This window comes from Lewinella cohaerens DSM 23179 (genome assembly GCF_000379805.1).
Taxonomy (GTDB): domain Bacteria; phylum Bacteroidota; class Bacteroidia; order Chitinophagales; family Saprospiraceae; genus Lewinella; species Lewinella cohaerens.
In genome coordinates, this window is record NZ_KB903560.1 from 1 (window position 1) to 19299 (window position 19299).

The 19299-nt window shown below is 44.3% G+C and carries 21 protein-coding genes; 11 read left to right on the forward strand and 10 right to left on the reverse strand.

All coding sequences use genetic code 11. From position 1 onward, the window contains the following. Window positions 1-245: 245 nt before the first annotated feature. Together A3EU_RS31230 and A3EU_RS0120505 are read left to right on the forward strand one after the other, a co-directional pair. Window positions 246-728, forward strand: coding sequence for a T9SS type A sorting domain-containing protein (locus A3EU_RS31230; protein WP_425412720.1), 483 nt, complete (start codon window positions 246-248; stop codon window positions 726-728). A 56-nt stretch (window positions 729-784) separates the two neighbouring features. Further along, on the forward strand, window positions 785-1558 hold the full coding sequence (locus tag A3EU_RS0120505) for a hypothetical protein (protein ID WP_020538074.1): 774 nt from the start codon (window positions 785-787) through the stop codon (window positions 1556-1558). A 2-nt stretch (window positions 1559-1560) separates the two neighbouring features. On the opposite strand, the gene A3EU_RS0120510 is transcribed toward A3EU_RS0120505, so the two are convergent. The 3 genes from A3EU_RS0120510 to A3EU_RS0120520 form a co-directional block, all read right to left on the reverse strand. Beyond that, a complete protein-coding gene (locus tag A3EU_RS0120510; protein ID WP_020538075.1) occupies window positions 1561-2304 on the reverse strand; it encodes a hypothetical protein in 744 nt (247 codons plus the stop codon). After that, window positions 2285-3208, reverse strand: a complete 924-nt coding sequence (locus A3EU_RS0120515) for a bile acid:sodium symporter family protein (RefSeq protein ID WP_281169161.1) — start codon at window positions 3206-3208, stop codon at window positions 2285-2287. The genes A3EU_RS0120510 and A3EU_RS0120515 overlap by 20 nt, the downstream gene beginning before the upstream one ends. A gap of 70 nt (window positions 3209-3278) precedes the next feature. Further along, window positions 3279-4178 (reverse strand): bile acid:sodium symporter family protein, encoded by a 900-nt coding sequence (locus A3EU_RS0120520; RefSeq protein ID WP_020538077.1) that lies wholly within the window; start codon window positions 4176-4178, stop codon window positions 3279-3281. Window positions 4179-4272: 94 nt separating this feature from the next. Here A3EU_RS0120520 and A3EU_RS0120525 point away from each other — a divergent pair, with 94 nt between their 5' ends. After that, window positions 4273-5820 carry a GH3 auxin-responsive promoter family protein gene (locus tag A3EU_RS0120525; protein ID WP_020538078.1) on the forward strand — a complete coding sequence of 516 codons (1548 nt, stop codon included), beginning with the start codon at window positions 4273-4275 and terminating at the stop codon, window positions 5818-5820. On the opposite strand, the gene A3EU_RS0120530 is transcribed toward A3EU_RS0120525, so the two are convergent. After that, a complete protein-coding gene (locus A3EU_RS0120530) occupies window positions 5786-6451 on the reverse strand; it encodes a hypothetical protein (RefSeq protein WP_245569382.1) in 666 nt (221 codons plus the stop codon). The genes A3EU_RS0120525 and A3EU_RS0120530 overlap by 35 nt on opposite strands. A 163-nt stretch (window positions 6452-6614) precedes the next feature. On the opposite strand from A3EU_RS0120530, the gene A3EU_RS0120535 reads away from it, so the two are divergent. After that, the gene (locus tag A3EU_RS0120535) at window positions 6615-8000 is read left to right on the forward strand and encodes a mechanosensitive ion channel family protein (RefSeq protein ID WP_020538080.1); all 1386 of its coding nucleotides are present in this window, start codon (window positions 6615-6617) and stop codon (window positions 7998-8000) included. Between the two features lie 100 nt (window positions 8001-8100). Next, on the forward strand, window positions 8101-8787 hold the full coding sequence (locus tag A3EU_RS0120540; RefSeq protein ID WP_156825849.1) for an SGNH/GDSL hydrolase family protein: 687 nt from the start codon (window positions 8101-8103) through the stop codon (window positions 8785-8787). Window positions 8788-8821: 34 nt separating this feature from the next. On the opposite strand, the gene rluF is transcribed toward A3EU_RS0120540, so the two are convergent. Continuing rightward, on the reverse strand, window positions 8822-9607 hold the full coding sequence (rluF, locus tag A3EU_RS31235) for a 23S rRNA pseudouridine(2604) synthase RluF (protein WP_020538082.1): 786 nt from the start codon (window positions 9605-9607) through the stop codon (window positions 8822-8824). 320 nt (window positions 9608-9927) lie between these two features. Then, the gene (locus A3EU_RS0120550) at window positions 9928-10731 is read right to left on the reverse strand and encodes a DUF547 domain-containing protein (RefSeq protein WP_020538083.1); all 804 of its coding nucleotides are present in this window, start codon (window positions 10729-10731) and stop codon (window positions 9928-9930) included. A gap of 69 nt (window positions 10732-10800) precedes the next feature. On the opposite strand from A3EU_RS0120550, the gene A3EU_RS0120555 reads away from it, so the two are divergent. Then, window positions 10801-11622, forward strand: a complete 822-nt coding sequence (locus A3EU_RS0120555; RefSeq protein WP_020538084.1) for an alpha/beta fold hydrolase — start codon at window positions 10801-10803, stop codon at window positions 11620-11622. A 14-nt stretch (window positions 11623-11636) separates the two neighbouring features. Continuing rightward, window positions 11637-12092, forward strand: coding sequence for a YybH family protein (locus A3EU_RS0120560; RefSeq protein ID WP_020538085.1), 456 nt, complete (start codon window positions 11637-11639; stop codon window positions 12090-12092). 5 nt (window positions 12093-12097) lie between these two features. Here the strand turns inward: A3EU_RS0120560 and A3EU_RS0120565 are convergent, their stop codons facing one another. Further along, entirely contained in the window at window positions 12098-13273 is a 1176-nt protein-coding gene (locus tag A3EU_RS0120565) for a metallophosphoesterase (protein ID WP_044086272.1), read from the reverse strand. A 276-nt stretch (window positions 13274-13549) separates the two neighbouring features. On the opposite strand from A3EU_RS0120565, the gene A3EU_RS0120570 reads away from it, so the two are divergent. Then, window positions 13550-14224, forward strand: coding sequence for a coiled-coil domain-containing protein (locus A3EU_RS0120570; protein ID WP_020538087.1), 675 nt, complete (start codon window positions 13550-13552; stop codon window positions 14222-14224). Window positions 14225-14280: 56 nt separating this feature from the next. Here A3EU_RS0120570 and A3EU_RS0120575 read toward each other — a convergent pair whose 3' ends face one another. Then, complete coding sequence (locus A3EU_RS0120575; protein WP_020538088.1) at window positions 14281-15198, reverse strand: EamA family transporter; 918 nt, start codon at window positions 15196-15198, stop codon at window positions 14281-14283. Window positions 15199-15326: 128 nt separating this feature from the next. On the opposite strand from A3EU_RS0120575, the gene A3EU_RS0120580 reads away from it, so the two are divergent. Both A3EU_RS0120580 and pgl read left to right on the forward strand, forming a co-directional pair. Further along, window positions 15327-15962: an OmpH/Skp family outer membrane protein gene (locus tag A3EU_RS0120580; RefSeq protein ID WP_020538089.1), complete on the forward strand. Its 636-nt coding sequence runs from the start codon at window positions 15327-15329 to the stop codon at window positions 15960-15962. 13 nt (window positions 15963-15975) lie between these two features. Continuing rightward, entirely contained in the window at window positions 15976-16686 is a 711-nt protein-coding gene (gene pgl / locus A3EU_RS0120585) for a 6-phosphogluconolactonase (protein WP_020538090.1), read from the forward strand. Window positions 16687-16812: 126 nt separating this feature from the next. Here the strand turns inward: pgl and A3EU_RS34605 are convergent, their stop codons facing one another. Further along, window positions 16813-16977 (reverse strand): hypothetical protein, encoded by a 165-nt coding sequence (locus tag A3EU_RS34605; protein ID WP_169433383.1) that lies wholly within the window; start codon window positions 16975-16977, stop codon window positions 16813-16815. Between the two features lie 109 nt (window positions 16978-17086). Here A3EU_RS34605 and A3EU_RS0120595 point away from each other — a divergent pair, with 109 nt between their 5' ends. Continuing rightward, window positions 17087-18334 (forward strand): NAD(P)/FAD-dependent oxidoreductase, encoded by a 1248-nt coding sequence (locus A3EU_RS0120595; RefSeq protein WP_020538092.1) that lies wholly within the window; start codon window positions 17087-17089, stop codon window positions 18332-18334. Here A3EU_RS0120595 and A3EU_RS0120600 read toward each other — a convergent pair whose 3' ends face one another. After that, the gene (locus tag A3EU_RS0120600; RefSeq protein ID WP_020538093.1) at window positions 18335-18751 is read right to left on the reverse strand and encodes a hypothetical protein; all 417 of its coding nucleotides are present in this window, start codon (window positions 18749-18751) and stop codon (window positions 18335-18337) included. Window positions 18752-19299: the final 548 nt, after the last annotated feature.

Here is a 19299-nt window from a genome sequence, read left to right on the forward strand (position 1 = left end):
TCGACTTTGACCGTTGTGCGGGCACCTTTTCTAATTATCGTATGCTGGATTTNATGGGAGACACCGTCTCCTACGGCGGCGCGGCCATTTCTCCGAATAATCAATACTTGTATACCTCGGTAGGCAGGTACATGTACCAGTATGATTTAGCGGCAGAAGACGTGGCTGCCAGCCGCATACGGATTGCCGAATACGATGGTTATCTGGTCTTGGGCTACCCGTCTTTGCCTGCTGCATTTCACAATATGCGCCTGGCGGCAGACGGAAAAATATACGGCACGGCACGGGGCTCTTCTAATGTACTTCATGTGATCCATAACCCCAACCAGCCAGGACTGGCCTGCAATGTGGAGCAACACGGTTTGGACCTGGCCACCCTGCATGCTTTTGCACCTCCCAATTACCCCTACTTTCAAACCTGGGATGTAGAGGGAAGCCCCTGTGATACCCTGGGCGTCAACGGGCCTCCTCCGGTGGAGGTCAATGATCTCGCTGAGGAGGCTGCTACCATTCAGGTATACCCCAACCCGGCGAGTGATTATATCTACATCACGAGTTCGGACCAGCCCATAAAGCAAGTTCAGCTTTGGGATTCCAGAGGGCGATTACTGAAAAACTTTTCCGGGCCAACTGAGCGCATTGATGTGAGGGATTTGCCCCCGGGCTTTTATTATTTGCGGGTGTTTTTACCGGATGGGTATATGAGTCAAAAACTGATTGTGCAGTAGTAGGGGAGCTTAACTCATTAGAGATTGCTATATTTGAAAAGAAACTAAACACCAACATGAAAAAAGACTTCAAAGAAAAGTTCAATAAACTTCTAGCCTCGATGAACCTGGAAGAAGCAAAAGGCTTTCTAGGACAAACTTATGGCAACCATGCAGCGGCTCAGGAGCGGCTCATGAAATTACGCATGCGCCTTTTAGGCCTTATTGTTATCTTCTATCTGGTGTCTCGTAATTTATTTAAAATCAACAATGTACCTGGTTTAGGTGGAGAAATCACAGAAGATTCGTTCCTGTTGCTTCAGTTATCCTCCCTTAATGACTTGGTCCTGTGTGTTGTTCCTCTCGTTTTCGCTTACACTTATTTTTTGATGATCGCCAACCTAATTTACAGGAGTCAACATCGCTATATGCATCGCCGTATCTACGAGCGGTTTCATACTCAAATATTCAAAGCTAATTTCCACCTATTCACCTACCCTCAGAAATCACCCGGCCACATCCTGAAAGTTTTGTCTAGAATTGGGCAAAAAGATTTAGAAACGGAGGAGGAACTAGCATTAACTGAACAAGTTAACGCAACAGCAAATGAAGAAACGACTCCGGTGGGCACCCTGCGAAAACTAGGGATTTGGTTAGAGCGATTTTCTCACTGGGTCGTGATTATTTGGTTCCTTTCAGTGATTTGGGCAAGGTGTTATTCGCAAAATGAATGGGTAGTACTACTGTTGACGCTGATTTGTTTGATCATCTTCGGATATGCTTTATATCTCATTATTCATTACAACAATTACTTCCGAAAGGCCAAAGTAGCGACCGAAGAGGTCGATTAAATTTAACGAAAAGGTCTACATATTTCTGGATGACTGCTTATGCTTATTGTGATCTCTTCCGGGTTCAAATAATTACTTTTTTTAAAAGCTTTATAATCGTCCGTTGCTTTAGAATCAAACATGGCATATTGTGCCCAGTCGAGGAGTTGCCATCCTAAGCCTTTGTATACCGTAAGTAGATCAATGCTTTTTTCGTACCTGCTCCTACTGTTCTTATTCAAAAACTTTAGGCCAGTTCCTATGATCTGGAAGGAGTTTTTGTATTTATAATCCAAGATATGCGCAAGTTCATGAGCAACCAAACCCACTTGTGCATTGTAGGGCACATCCTTAAAAAGGATACCTTCGAAGTCGAGATTAGAGTTGATAAAAATGCGATAGCTTCGAGTAGATTTCCTCTTGAAGATAAAACCTGCCGCTGGTTGAACCTGCAAAGTCGTACCTATCGGCTTAAAAACGACTTCAATAGAACTGCCCGATAATTCAGGGTAATGGTAGAGCGCGAGGTAAAACACATCCTCAAACTGTTTCGGTAAGCCCTCTATATTAGGAAACAACGCTTTTCCTTGCTCAATTAGATCCTGATTTTCACCCGCTACAAAATCTATCGGAGGGCACTGATACTGGCTATAATCAATATGCGTCCGTATTTTTTCAACTTGCTGCTCACTGCGTCGAGTAACAAGTAAGGATACTAAAATCACTGCCGACAATAAGACTAAAATACTAAGTCCAGCTTTTTTCATAGTATCGGTTTTTAATTAAGTAGGCAAAAAGCATTGCCGTCCAAAAAGAGAACATCGCATAAATAAGCGAAGGTTTTACCAATTCTTCGTTTCCTATAAAAACGCCTCCTACCAAAATCGCTAGCCCAGCATTTTGCAAGCCCATTTCAATACCAATGGTCATACTGTCTTGGTAACTGAGTCGGCGCCAACGGCAAATACCATAGGCCGCAGACATGAGCAGTACATTGATCAAGACTAAAACTGGTGTGAGTAGCAGCAAATCTGGCCAGCTCAATTCCGTGCCTCCAGCAGCGGCGGGTGCCAAAAATTTGATCAAAAAAACGACTGCCAATAAGCTTACCGATAAAGGTTTAATGATTTTTTCAATACGCTTAGCAAAAACAGGAAATTGCTCATTGACCCATAATCCCAACAACGCAGGTAATATGATAATCAAGACGACACTTATTACCGTCTCGAATACCGGCAGGCTAAAATCAGTGCCCGACCCGAAATAAACGATACTCATAAAATTTACTAACAATGGAATTAAAAACACTGCTAACAAACTAGATATAGTAGTAAGAAAAACCGTAAGCGCACTAGTTCCTTTATACCAATAGGTGATTACATTGGAGGTGGTGCCCCCAGCAGAAAAGAGCAAAATCATAATGCCAAATTTATAGACACTATCCAATGTCGTCAAAGATAAAAGCACAAAGCCAAGAAAAGGCATAAGGATCACCTTAAGTGCTAAACCGAGCAACAGCAGCTGTTTATTATCCACAACATACCTGAAATCCTGCACCCGCAAGGACAAGCCTACACTGTACATGATGATCGCCAAGACGATTTTTAGCAATAAATTGACATCAACAAGAGAAAATATTTCCATTCGAAATGGTATTTGGTGAGTAACCACCAAGTTTGTGTTAAAAGTAAAACTATTCTGATTACGACTGATAAGTATGCGTGACTAGTTGTCTATTATGTTAAACACTCCTTTTATGATTCGCCCACCAGGCAAAAGCCGCGGTCGTCCAAAAAGAAAACATCGCGTAGAGTAGGGCGGGTTTACTAATTTCATGATTGCCTAATAGTACATCACCGATCAGAATAGCCAGGCCTGCATTTTGTAGGCCCATTTCAATACCTATAGTCATCGCGTCTTTGGCTGTTACCTTTTGCCGGAGAGCATAAAAATAAGCAAGTAACATTCCTCCAATATTGATCACCAACAAAGGAATGATTAAAACGCTGATGTCAGCAAAGGAAATGGCGTTGCCTCCGTCAATGGGGGGCGCGAAAAATTTGACCAGGAAAACAGCACCAAGTAAGATTGTCGCTACCGTCTTTAGGTTTTTTTCGAGCCATTGGGCAAACGTAGGATAGCCTCTGCGTAGCCATAAACCAAGAAAAGCCGGAAAAATAATAATCAAAAAGATCTTTGAAACGACATCCAGAAAAGGTAAACTGAACGAAGTCCCCGCGGCAAAATAAAACGGCGTGATCGCCTTGACAAACAAAGGGAGCGTCAGTAAGGTAATGAAACCAGAAAGTACCGTCAGGAAAATGGTAAGTGCGCTGGTCCCTCCCGCCCAGTAGGTAATCACATTAGACGTTGTGCCGCCTGGACAAAAGAGCAGGAGCATAATGCCAAATTGCCAAAGAGGGGGCAAGCCACTAATTGCCAGAAAACCCAATGAAATAAATGGGATCACCAATATTTTCAGCATCAGGCCCAGGCCCAACAACCGCCGATTTCGCAAAACGTAAGTAAAATCCTCCAACTGTAGGGATAGACCTACACTCAGCATGATTGTTGCCAGCACCCATTGAAGTAATTGATCTATATGCAGTGCTGTAGCAAGGAAAGCAAATATCTCTGTCACGTATTTTTGTTAGGGTTTCGTTTTTTGAGCGGTCTTCAAACTTGAAGTAGCTGAAAAAAGTTTATAATATTGAGGCACTAATCTTTTGCTATCTATGGGTGTAATCAACTGGATCAACAACTTGTTCAAGATCCACATAAAAAAATACGAAGCCGAACTCGCTGAGCACTATTCTCATCCAGAGAAATTGCAGGCCGACACCCTGCAACAAATCCTGCGGGAGAATGCCGGTACAGCTATATTTCGAGAACACAATCTTCGTCCTGGAATTTCTGCGGCGGCTTACGCCGAACGTATGCCCGTACGCACCTATGAGGAGACCCTTCCTTATATCGAACGCATCCTCGCTGGCGAAAGCCAAGTATTGACCCGGCAAAGGGTCAGAGCACTTGCCAAGACTGCGGCGACTACCCAAAAAACGAGCAAATATCTCCCCGTTACCAGGGAACACATCCTCAGTTGTCAAAAAGGAAGTTGGTTTACCTTAACCAGCCTTCATTTGCATAGAGAAGATATGCAAATTTTTGCACGTAAAAACATGTTAATTGGTGGTGGATCCTACGGCAATTACCCTGGCAGTAATATGCAGGTAGCAGATATTTCGGCCCTGATGATTCAGAGTATTCCGCTGATGTTGCGCACCTTCTATTTGCCGGATATTTACACCGCTACCTTGCCCAATTACGAAGAAAAAATACGCAAAATCGCTAAGATAGCCGCCAACGAACCTAGCCTCACTATGCTTGGCGGCGTACCCACCTGGAACCTGGCACTCTATCGGCAAGTGTTGGCTGAAAAGAATGCCCAAAACCTGCTGGAAGTGTGGCCTAACCTTCAAGCGTATGTTCACGGCGGAGTAAGTTTTGCTCCTTACAGAAAACACTACGAAGCGCTGATCCCCAGTAGTGACTTTCTTTACCACGAGATATACAATGCCTCTGAGGGGTATTTTGCTGTTCAGGATCAGCTGGACAAAGACGATATCATCCTGATTCTCAACAATGGTATTTACTATGAATTCATTCCTTTCGAACAACTAAATAGTGGCGACCGCAGTGCGATTCCTCTCGAACAAGTGCAGACCAACACTTTGTATGCGATGGTCATTACCAATATTAGCGGCCTGTACCGCTATCTGCTCGGAGATGTTGTTCGGTTCACCAGTGTTCATCCTTATCGGATAAAAATTGAAGGCCGTACCCAGGAGTTTATCAATGCTTTTGGGGAAGATTTGTTATTGCAAAATGTACAGCAGGCACTATTGACCACCTGTTCAGACTTTGATATAAAAATCAAGGATTACAGCATTGCTCCTTTTTATATCAAAGTAGATCAGAAAGGGAGGCATCAATGGTTCATAGAGTTTGAAGGAGAAGTGCCGCCACTTGATGCTTTTGCAAAAGCATTGGATGAGGCTATGCAAAACTGCAACTCGAATTACGCCCAAAAGCGGACCAATGATTTTGCCATTACTATCCTTGAAATTATCCCGCTGCCCTCAGGTTTTTTCCAGCACTGGCTACGCGACCGTGGCAAGGTCGGTGGGCAAGCTAAAGTTCCTAAACTAGCCAATCATCGACGGTTTGCCGAGGATATTTTGGAACGAATTAAAAAACAAAAGCAAACGCAAAAAACTGAGTGACAAAGCCAATAAAGTAGCCTCCAAAAACATCGGATGGCTCATGAGCTTTGAGGAACAACCGAGCAGTACCTACCCCACCAGCTGCCAGAATAGCTACAATTAACAAATGAAGCATACTGATTTCAATGGGGCCACTACTGAGATCTAAGGTAAAGGAACCATAACTGAACCACAGCATACTGATCACAACCATGCCTACCAGTCCGCCCATACCTACAGCGTGGGCACTGATTTTGGAAAAAATGTTGATAATAAAAGCCAGGAAAAGTGCAATCACAGCACCTAGCATGAAGGAAACATAAGCTGGAGGCAACTGTCCCGTTTGAGAAAAATTATAGTATACCCAAAGGTAAAGCATCCCAGTGATGAGATAAGGCCCTATTCGTTCCTGCTTGTCTTTTACGTGAATATCCTGGATCATTCCCAGAAAATACATTACGACAAAAGAAACTGCCGGAATGAAAAACGTATAAAGAAAGACCAATAGCAATAGCATCTTTGCAGCCTCATCCTGTGGGCTACTCACCCCAAAGAGGTAAGGATTGATCAAAAGCAGTAACAATAGCATGTAGGTCGGGATCAGCAAAGGATGGAAAACGACCGATAGGCCCATGGCCAGACTTCTCAACATATTTATTCTGTGATTCTTGGCCGGCAAAGATAAGGCATTAATAATGTAAGCCTAAAAAAACGGCCCCCTTCATCTATCTTCAATGGAATATGCTTAATTTACCACATTAAATAAAGAGAAGGTATACCTCCCTCTACAAGACCAAAATGAAGTAACCCTATCTATGGATTTTACTGCTTTTTTCAACCAGGAAGTGTTTACCATTGGTGAAATAACCATAAAACTAGGACGGTTGATATTCGTCACTGTAGGGGTGGTTTTTCTTTACATTCTGGGGTTTATGTTGCTGCGTTCCTGGCTCGATCGCTTTTTTCTCTACGAGGACACTACTGATAAACAAAAAAAACGGGTTAGGCGACTGACCACGATTTGTCTAATACTCATAGCAGCATTGGTTGTGTTATTGGGGCTACAAGCCGATTTCGCATTCAGCTCTCTTGATGGAAGCCCTCTCGCTAGGATTAAGTTATCTACCTTTATTCAGGCTTTCCTTATTTATTTCATTGCTCGACTGGTAGACGAACTACTCTCCAATGTGCTCACCCATCGCTACCAGCAACGAAGAGAGCAACAGCTTAAGGAGGGAGGTCTATATCAATTACAAGGAGGGAGTTCTCAGGTGCGCGTGAGCCACATTGTACAACCAATCGTCTATTTGCTGGCCCTCACGTTTATTATTCAACAATTAGGTTTGGATACCTCCATTTCCGATTTCTTGCCGTGGACAAGCCCTGAAAACGCGGGATTAATTACCATAAATCGTATTCTTAGTGCTATTTTAATCCTGCTGGTGACCCGCCTCATTTTATGGGTACTCACAGAGATTGTACTTTACCCTTACTACAAGCAAAAGGAAATTAACGTCGGGAGTCAGTACGCTATCAACCGGCTGCTGACCTACTTCGTCTTACTCATTGCCGTTGTCGGAACACTCCAATACGTTGGTATCAACCTTACCGTCTTGATGGGTGGCGCTGCTGCTTTACTGGTAGGTATTGGACTAGGTTTACAACAAACTTTCAATGACCTGATTTGCGGTATTATCCTCTTGTTTGAGCGTACCGTAGAAGTAGGGGACATTGTGGATATGAACGACCTTGTGGGGACGGTAAAAAAGATTGGCATCCGTACTTCATTGGTCGAAACGAGGGACAATGTCTCTGTTATTGTGCCCAACTCCAAGCTCGTAGCAGACAATGTCATTAATTGGAGCCACTTCGACTCAAAAGCCCGATTTAAGGTAGGCGTAGGAGTAGCTTATGGTTCAGATACGACCCTCGTGAAAAATATTTTGCAGGAAGCAGCAGAAAAGCATAATCGGATCGTTCGCCATCCGAAACCTTTTGTGAGGTTTGTTAACTTCGGAGACTCTTCCCTTGATTTTGAAATTCTTTTCTGGACACGCGATTTACTTAGGATCGAGGATGTTAAAAGTGACTTGCGTTTTGCTATCGATAAAGCATTCCGGGAAGCTGATGTAAGCATTCCGTTTCCTCAGCGTGACTTGTGGATCAAGCAAGCACCGCCTTCCTTTGATAAGGAGGATTAGTGGAAAGCGGTGGTTCAGTTTTTTTGCTTTCGCTTAACCACATTATTTGTCAATGAATCATAAGAGCGTATTCATACCCAATTGGCACATCTTATCTATTATGAAAAAGCACCTGCAAATCACTTTATTGAGTATTATCTTATCCGTCTTTTCGGTGGCTTGTTCCGGGCAAGATTGGGCCAACCTTAGTCGCTATCAAATGGACAATAAAGCCTTGCTTAAATCTCAAATTGATACCCCCAAAGTGGTCTTTATGGGAAACTCTATCACCGAAGGATGGCCAGGGCACGAACCTGTTTTTTTCCAAAACCCAGCCTATATCAATCGGGGGATCAGCGGACAAACGACTCCTCAAATGCTGGTGCGTTTTCGGCAGGATGTGATTGATCTGCAGCCTGCGGCTGTCGTTATCCTGGCTGGCATCAACGATATTGCTGGTAATACAGGCCCCGCTACCGTAGAGATGATCATTGATAATATCATTTCAATGGCGGAACTTGCGCAAGCCAATGACATTGAGGTGGTACTCTGTTCTGTCTTGCCAGCAGCGGCCTTTCCTTGGCAGCCAAAGGTTGATCCGGTCCCTGAAGTCTTGGCACTCAACCAAATGATCAAGAACTACTGTACTGCTAATGATTTAATCTACGTTGATTATTTTTCTGCGATGGTTGATACTGAAAACGGCCTACAAGCGGCCTTGACTTATGATGGCGTGCATCCCAATAAGGCTGGCTATGAGGTGATGGGGCCTTTGGTGAAAATAGCAATAAATAGGATCTTAAAATAGCCTAGGACGTAGTAAGCTTTTTTTGCAAAAAAAATCACCTTCTTTTTCCTTTCCTTTTGTCTTTTCTTTTTCCTCTTGTCACCGAAGCCTCTTCTGTCTTAGATGAAGTACGCACCATTGCATTGATGCCTTTGATTTCCTGAGCCGTTAATTCCCGCCACTGGCCTACTTTGAGTCCAGACATGTCAACATTCATGATTCGTATCCGCCTCAGTTTGATGACCTCGTACCCCAAGTATTCACACATGCGCCGAATCTGCCGATTCAGCCCCTGGGTCAAGATTATTCGAAAAGTAGCCTTGTCTATTTGATCAACAACACAAGGCTGGGTGACGGTACCTAATATGGGAATGCCTTGGCTCATGCGTTGTAAAAACCGGCCATTAATTGGCTTGTCTACCGTTACGATATACTCTTTTTCGTGCTGATTTCCGGCGCGAAGGATTTTATTGACAATATCCCCGTCATTGGTTAAAAAGATAAGTCCTTGAGAGGGTTTGTCCAATCTGCCAATAGGAAAGAGCCTTTGCGGGTGGTTGATAAAACTAATGATATTTTTAGGCTCCCGAGAATCCGTCGTACAAACAATCCCTACCGGCTTATTGAATGCCAGATACAGGGCCGGCGGCTTAGCTTTCAGGGGGCGGCCTTTGAGCAGCACCTGATCTCCCGGGAACACCCGGTTTCCTTTCTGAGCGACAGTGCCATTGATTTTCACCAAGCCTTCTTCGATAAAACGATCAGCCTCACGGCGTGAACAGATACCAGTACTACTGATGTACTTGTTGAGGCTAACGGAGTTGTCATTGGATTTGTCCAAGGGGAGAAGTTATGGTCTAAGTATTGCGCAAAGTTAGGGATTTTTTAGTGCTCGTTCCTCGCGGGAGTGCTCGCTACGCTTGTCCCGATGAAAGGTACAGCGTACCGCTAGTCTCTATAGCAACTTTTTGGTTCTCATGGCGAGGTGCAGCGCACCGTACTATATTCAGCAGGATGATCTCCCTTCAATGGTTTTATTAAAGGTTGGGAAATATAGCACGGTGCGCTGCACCAAAATCGCTAGCCTGAAATGGGGGGTATTCGCCGCCCCCCAAAGCTTAGAAACAAAAGCTAAAGCACTTAAATCTTTTAAGCAAACCACTAGTTCAAAAGTTTCGTCTTCTCTGGTGTTTGCTCATTAAGCTCCCAATTGTATTCCAGAAACTGAACCTCCTTACTCGTATCAATTTTTTGATCACTATAGGCTTTCACCAACTCGAAGCGGCTATCGTACTTGTCTTTAAAATCTCCCCAATACCAATCAAGAAGCTTGGATAGTTTCACAGGGCTTTCAGAAATCTCATTGCGGAAAGGTTCATTGATAAATTCACGGGCAGCCTGATTCAATTGGTCCTCCAACTTATCTGCTACGAAGGCCGAATTTTGAAGTTTTGGACAAGACATACTGGCGCAAACTAGCGCAAAATGTACCCTTGGATCATCGAAGTCTTTTCGTAAAATTCCGTGCTCTATATTATTGAGGTCAAACGCTTCGCCAGCGATTTTGAAGAATTTAATATCCCAGACCGTACTCACGAAAGGGATACCATTTTTGATATCCTTGATACTTTTAACCGGGTAGTAATCAAGTATCAAGTCTACGGTAAAGGCATTGTAAGCATTGATCCAATAGGCCATTTCTTCGTTATCAGACCAGTTCTTTTTATTGGGAGCATTGAGGCTTAATAGCTCCAAGTATTCGTTCAACTGGTTGCTGTCAGCGGCCATGCCTTTATAATCCACCAAGCCGTTATCGTCTACGTGCTTGCGAAGGAGGCTGTCCCAGATTGTGTGGCTCACCGGCTGAGCAGTAGATTTGATGCTGGGTGCAGCGCAGCTTTGCCAAAGCAGTGCACTGAGGATCATTAGCAATACAAGCGGGAAAATCGATTTGTTGAAATTCATACGGTGTTTGATTTATCTTTGAACGACATTCAAGGTCTTCACGTTTACTTTTCAAGCAAAATACAATTTATGTGTCCGCAACCGGACCAGCCCAGCGAGCGTGATTATTTCCTCGATCTATCAGATCGCCAGGTTCATGTATGTTCCTACGGAAGTGGTCCTCAATTAATGATTGCGTTGCATGGTTATGACTACGATGCGAGTGTTTTTGCTTCGTGGGCAACGGTCTTGGGAGATCAATACACCATTTGCGCGCCGGACCTCCCTTTTCATGGACAAACTAGCTGGAAGGGTTCAGAATTTCACCCAAAGGACATTGAAGAAGCGATTGCTGCCATTGCCCAACACGAAGGGCACGCCACCTTTCATTTAGCCGGCCACAGCCTGGGCGCACGCCTTATTGTTTGCACCGGGAATACCTGGACCGAAAAAGTTGAACAATTCATTTTGCTCGCTCCTGCGGGAATCGGAAGCTTTGATCGGGTGCCACCACTTTGGATGCAACAAATTGCCGAAAAGGCGCTGAATTGGCCTGCTTGGTTACGCTTTTTTGTTAACCTAGGGGCTAGACTGAACCTTGTAAGTAATTTTCATCGGCGCTACGCAGAGGTCCAATTGTATCCTTCTGATAAGCGGAATCTCCTGTTTCGCACCTATAACTCTCTTCGGTATTTGCGCACCTCTCGTTCTGACCGGAGATTATTTTGGGAGGGAACTACCATTCCTACGCTTTTGGTTCTGGCGGAACAAGACCGCTTTGTACCTAACAAAGCCATTACAGCGTATTTTTCAAAAAACAATAATATCAAAATCGTTGATACCCCTGGGAATCACGACCTTGTCAATGAGAAGACTGCAAAAATTCTTCTGACACACATTAACTTTCACTAAAGTAAATTGCGCTTATGAAATACCTATTAGCCACCTGTTTTGCTTTTCTCTTACTCAATACTGGCTTTAGCCAAACCTACGAGGGCAAGCAAAAACATATTGACCGTATCCTGGAGAACATCGCCCAATTTTCCGAATACGTCATGGCGGGAGACAGCGAAAATATTGGTGCAGCTTATACCGATGATGCAAAAATATTCCCCAACAATACAGACATTATTGCCGGGCGAGCGAAGATTACCAATTACTGGAAACCGTCAGGTGAAGCTAGTGTTAGCTACCATAAAATCATTCCCAGTGAAATAAAAATCATTGGCAAAGAAGCCTACGACTACGGCTACTATGAAGGTAAGACCCTACTCGCAGATGGGAAAGAAATTTCCTGGCGAGGTAAGTACGTTATCATTTGGAAAAGAGTTGACGGCGACTGGAAAATCTATCTCGACATTTGGAACGGGATCAAGGATTAAGACTGCTATTTTCCTCCTGTGCGCAATTCAAAAACGCTGATTTCCGGGTACATGCCAATGCGGCCAGGGAAAGCCAACCAGCCAAAGCCCCGATTGACATAAAGAAATTGCCGAGCCTCTTCGTACAAACCTGCCCAGCGGGGATAGACAAATTGAATAGGGCTCCATTTGAGGTACTTGAAATTGAGGCCGAACTGCATACCGTGGGTATGCCCAGAAAGCGTTAGGTGAACCTTGCTTTGGTGCGGCAGTACTTTCTCATCCCAGTGAGAGGGGTCATGAGAAAGGAGTACCTTAAATCCATCATCAGGCACATCACGGAGTGCTAAATTCAAATCACCATATTGTGGAAACGGCGGCTTGCCCCAGTTCTCCACCCCAGTGAGGTAGATGGTTTCGTCTCCTTTGGTGAGTGCGACTGTACGGTTGTTAAGCAACTCAAAGCCGCATTTTCCATAGTTATCTTGTACGGCCCGGATGTTCGCCTGCCATGCTTCCTTATCGCCGAAGGCTCCTCCATAACTATAGTCGTGGTTTCCTGTGACCGCATATTTGCCAAAAGGCGCACTCAGGGATGCAAAATGGGGGGCAAAAGGTAAAATTTCATCTGCTCGGCCATTTACAAGATCGCCGGTAAAAACGACCAGATCGGCCTCTTGCTCAGCAATTTTGCGAATTCCCTTCTTCACACCTTTCATACTATCAAAGCTCCCCGAGTGGATATCCGAAATTTGTAGTAGCCGAAAACCGTGAAATATTTCAGGCAGATCAGGAAAAACCAGCGGGATATGATTGACTTGGTAATTGTATTTTCCCTTGGTTATGCCATAAATAAAATAGCAAAAGGGAATAGTGGTAAGTGCGAGACCGATCTGTTTTATTAATATCAATCGCTCTGCCGACCAGCGTGGTGGCTGTTGATTTTGAAGGAAGAAAAACGCTTGCTGGATATTCCACCCCAGATGAACCAGTAAAAAATACAACCCTAGCAATAATTGCGTGGCAAACACCACCACCATCATGCCTACGATTAGATTAGAGAAAGGCGTGACCTTACGACGAAAAAACAAGAGATAAACGATTACCCCCGGAATGTAATACAAGCTTATTTGGTAAAAAACATAAGCAATATCCCTTGATATCCCTTTGGGGAATGCTTCATAAAGATTTTGCTGATTCAAGAACCAGAGCGTTATCAAATACAATAAAACTATACCCGGGAAAACCAACCTCCTTACATCCATCTAATGGTTTTTTCTATGATATTGAAACAAGCTCCCACAAGAACAGTAGAAGTAGTTACAAGGTTGTCTGTCTCTCTTTTCCTGTCTTTTTAGTAAATTAACAGCAGTTGCAATCATTAGTCGTGACTTATGACTTAGCTTACGTCTAATAAATGTTTTAGCGGCTCAACCTTTTGAGGTGTTAAACAATTATAATTACAAAAACGCAAAAGCATGAAAACCATATCCATTTACTTTTCTACCTTATTACTTCTTCTTTCCATCAGCTTACAGGCCCAAACCCGGAACGAACGTAAAACCATGAGCCAAGGCGTTTACGAATCTATTGTTCTGGAAATCCCTGACCTTGACGCAAAAACAGTTGGTGATTTGTGGGAGGATTTCTCCAAAGATTTTTACGGGACACGTGCCAAGTATGATCGTAGAAACAAGGAATACTTTAGCGATGATGCCGAAATTGCTGCCATTGGAAAAGGTAACACCATTGATATCTATACCAGTATTGAGGATAAAGGCAAAGACCAGGGATCGGAACTTTCCATGTGGATTGACTTGGGCGGTGCCTACCTTGCGGCCAACACCCACGCAGATCGCTACCTGGAAGCAGAAAAGATGCTGATTCGCTTTGGCCTCGAAGTCGCGAAGGAAAATGTACGCATGCAAATCAAAGCTCAAGAAAAAGCCCTTGATGACTTGGAAGATGACCTGAAGAAGCTAGGGAACGATAAGGAGCGTCTTGAGCGTGATATAGTAAAAGCACAAGAAGCTATTGCACGCGCAGAAGAAGAAATAAAAACGAATGACCAAAGCCAAAGTGACAAAGAAGCCGAAATCAAAGCACAACAAGAATTGATTGAAGCGACGAAGCGGAAGCTGAAAGACCTTTAATTGCGTAGAAAATCAATGTCGATTTTCCAGATGCAAAGGAGGTAGTGAATCATTCACTATCTCCTTTGTCTTTTTTCGGGCACTGCTTTTTTCTGTCCTTTATCACTATTAATAAAAAAGACGCCGGTAAGCATCACCAGTCCGGCCAGTATTGACTGTCCTGTCAGCGATTCCCCATTTAGTGCCCAGCCCAAAAGCAAGGCTACTACAGGATTGACATAAGTAGAGGTAGCCACCTTTTCGGGAGACACTTTTGCCAGCAAATAATTGAAGCTGGAAAAGGCGACAATCGACCCCAGGACTACAAGATAGAGCCACGACAAGCCAGAGCTTAAACTGATCATTTCCCAGCGAAAAGACGTTGCTTCACCGACCACAAGGCTAAACAGCATTAATCCTGCCCCACCAGCGAGCATCTGCATCGCAGAACGCCGCAAGCGAGAGTCTGGCATGTCTATACGTGACACATAGATACTTGCAAACGCCCAAGAAACCAGGGCCAACCCTATTGCTGCAAGTCCCCATCTGCTTTCTGGTGTATTTGCAAACTGTGGCTGACCTATCAGAATGATCATTCCGGCAATACCAATAAATGCTCCCACGATTGCTTGCCAGCGCAACCGTTGGCCAAAAATCCACCATAATAGTAGCATAATCAACAAGGGGTCAATGGCCACAATCAAAGCAGCCATACCTGTATCAATCCATTGCAGTGCCCATACTACAGCGCCAGTGCCGATGGTTAGAAAAAGTACCCCAATAATAGAAGTATTCCTCCATTGTCGTGCTGTAGGAAGTGGCTCGCGGCGCCAACTACCCCATAAATACAGGATAGCGCCTGCCGCGAGGAATCGCGTGCCCGACATTAAGAAAGGAGGGATGGTTGCTATTGCCCAATAGTTGAACAAATAGGTAGATCCCCAGATAATATATACTGCGGCAAAAGCTGCAATAATCAACCAGCGTTCAGACATTTATTCGTAATTAGACGAAGCATAAAACTTTGAGTGTGCAAAGGTAGAAGAAGCCTCTGAAACGAACGCTACCCGGAAGCTTTAAGTTGGCGAAATTTCTCTAACTTTGCGGGCAAAATTTAACAATCATGAATATTCGTCTTTTTGGATACCTTACGTGTATCGTTGCACTAGGAACGCTTTTAAGCTGTCAGCCTCAAGCGGCTACTACCGAAGAAGGAACTACTACCGCTAGCAGCAGTGTCGGCAACATCGTATTCATTCGTTTGGACAGCCTGACTAATCAGTATGCTTCTCTTAGCGAGAAAACGAAAGCACTGGAAGCGCGTGCTATCGAAGCTGATAAAGGCCAGAATGAACGCGTAACTGCTTTTCAGCGCGATGTTCAAAACTACCAGCGCCGCGCCAACAGTGGCCAGATGTCTCCTAAAGACATGGGTAATGAGCAAGAGCGCTTGGCAGGACGCGAGCAAGCATTGATGCAGGAAGCCGAACGGCTCCGCCAGGAACTACAGATGGAGCAGATGAAACTCAGCGCCGAATTTGAAGAAAACTTAATGAAAGTGCTTGAAGAGATTCAAGGCGAATTTAACTATGATTACATCCTCAGCTATGGCAATGGTACCGGTGTTTTGATGGTTAGTGACAAGAATGATATAACGCCTGAAGTTGCTAAACGCCTGAACACTATCCCTATGGATGGTCAGATGGATAGCGAAGTACCTACAGAGGCTGATGCTGCTGCACCGGCTACCGAAGAATAGATAAAGAGCTTCTATGCCTACTCAAATCCACCTTAGTGCTGATCCGAATGGCGTTGCCAGGGATTTTACTCGCTATCTGCTAGAGCAGTTACAGGGTAAAAAACATTTTACGATTGCGCTTTCCGGTGGTAGTACACCAAAACTCCTATTTCGCTTGTGGGCTACCGAGTATCAGGACGCGATTGACTGGTCTGCTATCCATTTTTTTTGGGGTGACGAGCGCTGCGTACAACCCGATGATGACGAAAGCAATTTCGGGATGACGAAAGCCCTTTTGTTTGACAAAATAAACTTACCTGCTGAAAACATTCATCGGGTGCGTGGTGAAGACGAACCAGAGGAAGAAGCTCGCCGTTATGCTGCTGAAATTGCAGACAATACCGAGCAATTCAATGGCTTTCCGTCTTTTGACCTAGTGATCCTGGGAATGGGGGATGATGGTCATACGGCCTCTATCTTCCCTCACGAAATGGAGTTGTTGAAAGAAGAACGTTTTTGCGCAGTAGCTACGCATCCGACCAGTGGGCAAAAAAGAGTAAGTATCACCGGACCCGTTATCAACCACGCGCAACGCGTCGCGTTTTTGGTTACCGGAGCGAATAAGGAGGAAAAAGTAAGCGCTATTCTTCAGCAGCAGGAAGGCTATCATGTCTATCCTGCCGCGCACGTCCAGCCTATTACAGGAGAATTACACTGGTTTCTTGATGAAGCGGCGATGTATTAGTTGATAGGTATACCTACGAAAGCACTTTGATTACGCCCATTAAGGATGCCGTAGCCAAAGTGCTTTCGCTAATATAATTCTCGTCCCCGTTGTGGGAATCAAATCTTTGTACCTCGTACTTTAAGATTACATTACCCGTAAAGCCTTCACCAAATAAGTGAGGGAGAAGGGAAGTGCTAACCAAAACCATTCGTTGACAAAAATCAACATAAAGATCATGATTGCGGTAGATACTAGGAACAGGATCCAATCCATCCGGTTGCTTTCGTTGTCGCTACTTGTTGTACTCATGGCGGTAATTTTGCGCAAAGTTAAGCAGCAGCGCCTTCCTAACCAAGTATTTTGTCCTTGAACATTCATCAGCCTCCTTTGTTGCCAATGCTAAATGACAACTCTCAAAATGGAAGCACCACGTGTAGTGATTATTGGAGCAGGCGTAGCTGGTTTGGTAGCAGCCTGCCATTTGGAAAAAGCGGGTATCCGCCCATTCGTTATTGAATCTACAGATCGGGTAGGTGGACGCGTAAAAACAGACGAAGTCAATGGCTTCCTACTTGATCATGGTTTTCAGGTTTTATTGACGGAATACCGCGAAGCTAAACACTATTTGGATTATAAGGCATTACAACTCGCCAATTTCAGACCTGGCGCTGTTGTCTACCGCAACAATACGGCGGCACCTGTCGTTGATCCCTTTCGCGAACCTTCAGAAATTTTTCGGGCAGCGTTTTCTTCCGTAGGAAGTATCAAGGACAAACTACTCGTTTGGAAGCTGCAACGCGAACTCAGAACGACTTCTCCCGAGGTACTCTTCCAAGCTAAAAATCAGCTAAGTAGTCTTGTGTTTTTACAGAACTACGGCTTCTCTGGGGCTTTTATTGAAGCTTTCTTCATTCCTTTCTTTGGAGGTATTTTTCTTGAAAACGACTTAAAAACGCCGGCGCCCATGCTCCGCTTTGTGTTTAAAATGTTTGCCAGTGGTCATGCCGCTTTACCGGCAACAGGGATGGAAGCGATTCCCAGGCAACTAAAAGCGCAACTCACTAATACTACTTTTCGGTTCAATAGCACCGTGTTAGAGATCAAGGAAAATAAAATCACTACCACTACCAATGAAGAAATCCCCTACGACAGGTTAATCATCGCTACCGACCCTAAACAACTGCTACCGCGCCTTGCCGGCCCACCTGCTCCTTATCATGCTACTAGTACACTTTATTACGCCAGTACAGGAGTACAGTTACCCAGCCGTCTGATTGGCTTGGTTGCTGATAAAGCATCAATAATTAATAATTTTTGCTTGGTAAATCAGGTAACAGCGAACTATGCACCACAAGGACAGCAACTGCTATCCGTAACGCTTAAAGACATTCCGACCATGGCTAATGCTGAAGAAGCTGTTGCCGATGAAATTCGCAAAATCTGTGCCCAACCCAATTGGAATCTGAAACCGCTAAAGCAGTATGATATCCCTCAGGCGCTCCCCAGTTTGGACCACCTGAGTTATGACTTTACTGCTACCGAATCCCGGTTGACGGAAAATATTTTCTTAGCAGGCGATCAACTACTCTTTGGCTCACTTGATGCAGCTATGCGTAGTGGTCGAAGAGCAGCTGAAGGAACACTAGAAGCTCTGCAGTTGGTATAATTACTCAATAACATTCACCTCGTCTACAAAATATTCCGTTTTCCCTTGCCAAGGCATCGTCTTATAGCGCTGTTGGTAGTGTAATTTTACTTTTTTGCCTTCCATCTCTTGGAGTTTCTGATACACTTCTTTATCTGTAGTACTAAACTCCCAGATATTTCCTGTTATTCCAGAACCGCTATCTCCCTGAAAACCACCAAGATTGATTTGACCTTCATAGGTTTTGAAAACCACGCCTTTTTTTGAAACTTTAATAAGTTCTCCGGCCCGGGTGCCGTCGCTAAAAGTCCAGCCTGCTACCCACACAAATAGCAATCCTACGATTAAAGCTACTCCTATCAAGATCAGAAAAAAGCGCTTTATTTTGCGCCCTACTGTTTCTGCTCCTTCCTTGACAACTTGTTGAAATTCACTCATGTAATAACTGTTTTATGGGTTTGAAATACAAATTTTCTCGTGCCTTAATCATGGGCCTCTTGTGCATTAAGACCAAATTCTAGCTGATCGGTCACTGTTTTTGCAAGTAATATTTCCATAATGCTCTCCCCCTCTGGCTTGCCATTAAGGGTGTGAACATTTTAACTAACTTAGATTCAGTAATTAATCTTAAAAATAGGGATTAAGAGCCACACTCGAAACAACAACCTGGAATAGCGATAAAGAAGCAATGTAAATGGCTATTCATCAAACAGCTTGGTGGATATATCACCCGTTACCGATAGGGGTGTTTATTCTCCTTGTCGGCAGGGTTATAAACAACTAGGCGATCAAAAGATAGTACAATTAATCATGCACTGTCTTTTCTTGCGGGGCCTCCCTTCGGGCGCTACGTTGCGTAGCTCGCTATTCGCTCGGCCCTCACGGGCCTGCCCCTGCCGGGGCAGCTACTGCACATCGCTAGGCCGGTTATCCTAGTTCGTTGTAGATTGTATTTACGTCGTTGTATACTGTAAACGCGCACGTTT

What these genes read in the sequence shown, in the direction of transcription:
- A3EU_RS31230 (WP_425412720.1), top strand. Translation starts at nt 246, where the DNA reads ATGCGCCTGGCGGCAGACGGAAAAATATACGGCACGGCACGGGGCTCT.
- A3EU_RS0120505 (WP_020538074.1), top strand. Translation starts at nt 785, where the DNA reads ATGAAAAAAGACTTCAAAGAAAAGTTCAATAAACTTCTAGCCTCGATG.
- A3EU_RS0120510 (WP_020538075.1), bottom strand. Translation starts at nt 2,304, where the DNA reads ATGAAAAAAGCTGGACTTAGTATTTTAGTCTTATTGTCGGCAGTGATT.
- A3EU_RS0120525 (WP_020538078.1), top strand. Translation starts at nt 4,273, where the DNA reads ATGGGTGTAATCAACTGGATCAACAACTTGTTCAAGATCCACATAAAA.
- A3EU_RS0120530 (WP_245569382.1), bottom strand. Translation starts at nt 6,451, where the DNA reads ATGTTGAGAAGTCTGGCCATGGGCCTATCGGTCGTTTTCCATCCTTTG.
- A3EU_RS0120535 (WP_020538080.1), top strand. Translation starts at nt 6,615, where the DNA reads ATGGATTTTACTGCTTTTTTCAACCAGGAAGTGTTTACCATTGGTGAA.
- A3EU_RS0120540 (WP_156825849.1), top strand. Translation starts at nt 8,101, where the DNA reads ATGAAAAAGCACCTGCAAATCACTTTATTGAGTATTATCTTATCCGTC.
- A3EU_RS0120550 (WP_020538083.1), bottom strand. Translation starts at nt 10,731, where the DNA reads ATGAATTTCAACAAATCGATTTTCCCGCTTGTATTGCTAATGATCCTC.
- A3EU_RS0120555 (WP_020538084.1), top strand. Translation starts at nt 10,801, where the DNA reads ATGTGTCCGCAACCGGACCAGCCCAGCGAGCGTGATTATTTCCTCGAT.
- A3EU_RS0120560 (WP_020538085.1), top strand. Translation starts at nt 11,637, where the DNA reads ATGAAATACCTATTAGCCACCTGTTTTGCTTTTCTCTTACTCAATACT.
- A3EU_RS0120570 (WP_020538087.1), top strand. Translation starts at nt 13,550, where the DNA reads ATGAAAACCATATCCATTTACTTTTCTACCTTATTACTTCTTCTTTCC.
- A3EU_RS0120575 (WP_020538088.1), bottom strand. Translation starts at nt 15,198, where the DNA reads ATGTCTGAACGCTGGTTGATTATTGCAGCTTTTGCCGCAGTATATATT.
- A3EU_RS0120580 (WP_020538089.1), top strand. Translation starts at nt 15,327, where the DNA reads ATGAATATTCGTCTTTTTGGATACCTTACGTGTATCGTTGCACTAGGA.
- pgl (WP_020538090.1), top strand. Translation starts at nt 15,976, where the DNA reads ATGCCTACTCAAATCCACCTTAGTGCTGATCCGAATGGCGTTGCCAGG.
- A3EU_RS34605 (WP_169433383.1), bottom strand. Translation starts at nt 16,977, where the DNA reads ATGAGTACAACAAGTAGCGACAACGAAAGCAACCGGATGGATTGGATC.
- A3EU_RS0120595 (WP_020538092.1), top strand. Translation starts at nt 17,087, where the DNA reads ATGGAAGCACCACGTGTAGTGATTATTGGAGCAGGCGTAGCTGGTTTG.
- A3EU_RS0120600 (WP_020538093.1), bottom strand. Translation starts at nt 18,751, where the DNA reads ATGAGTGAATTTCAACAAGTTGTCAAGGAAGGAGCAGAAACAGTAGGG.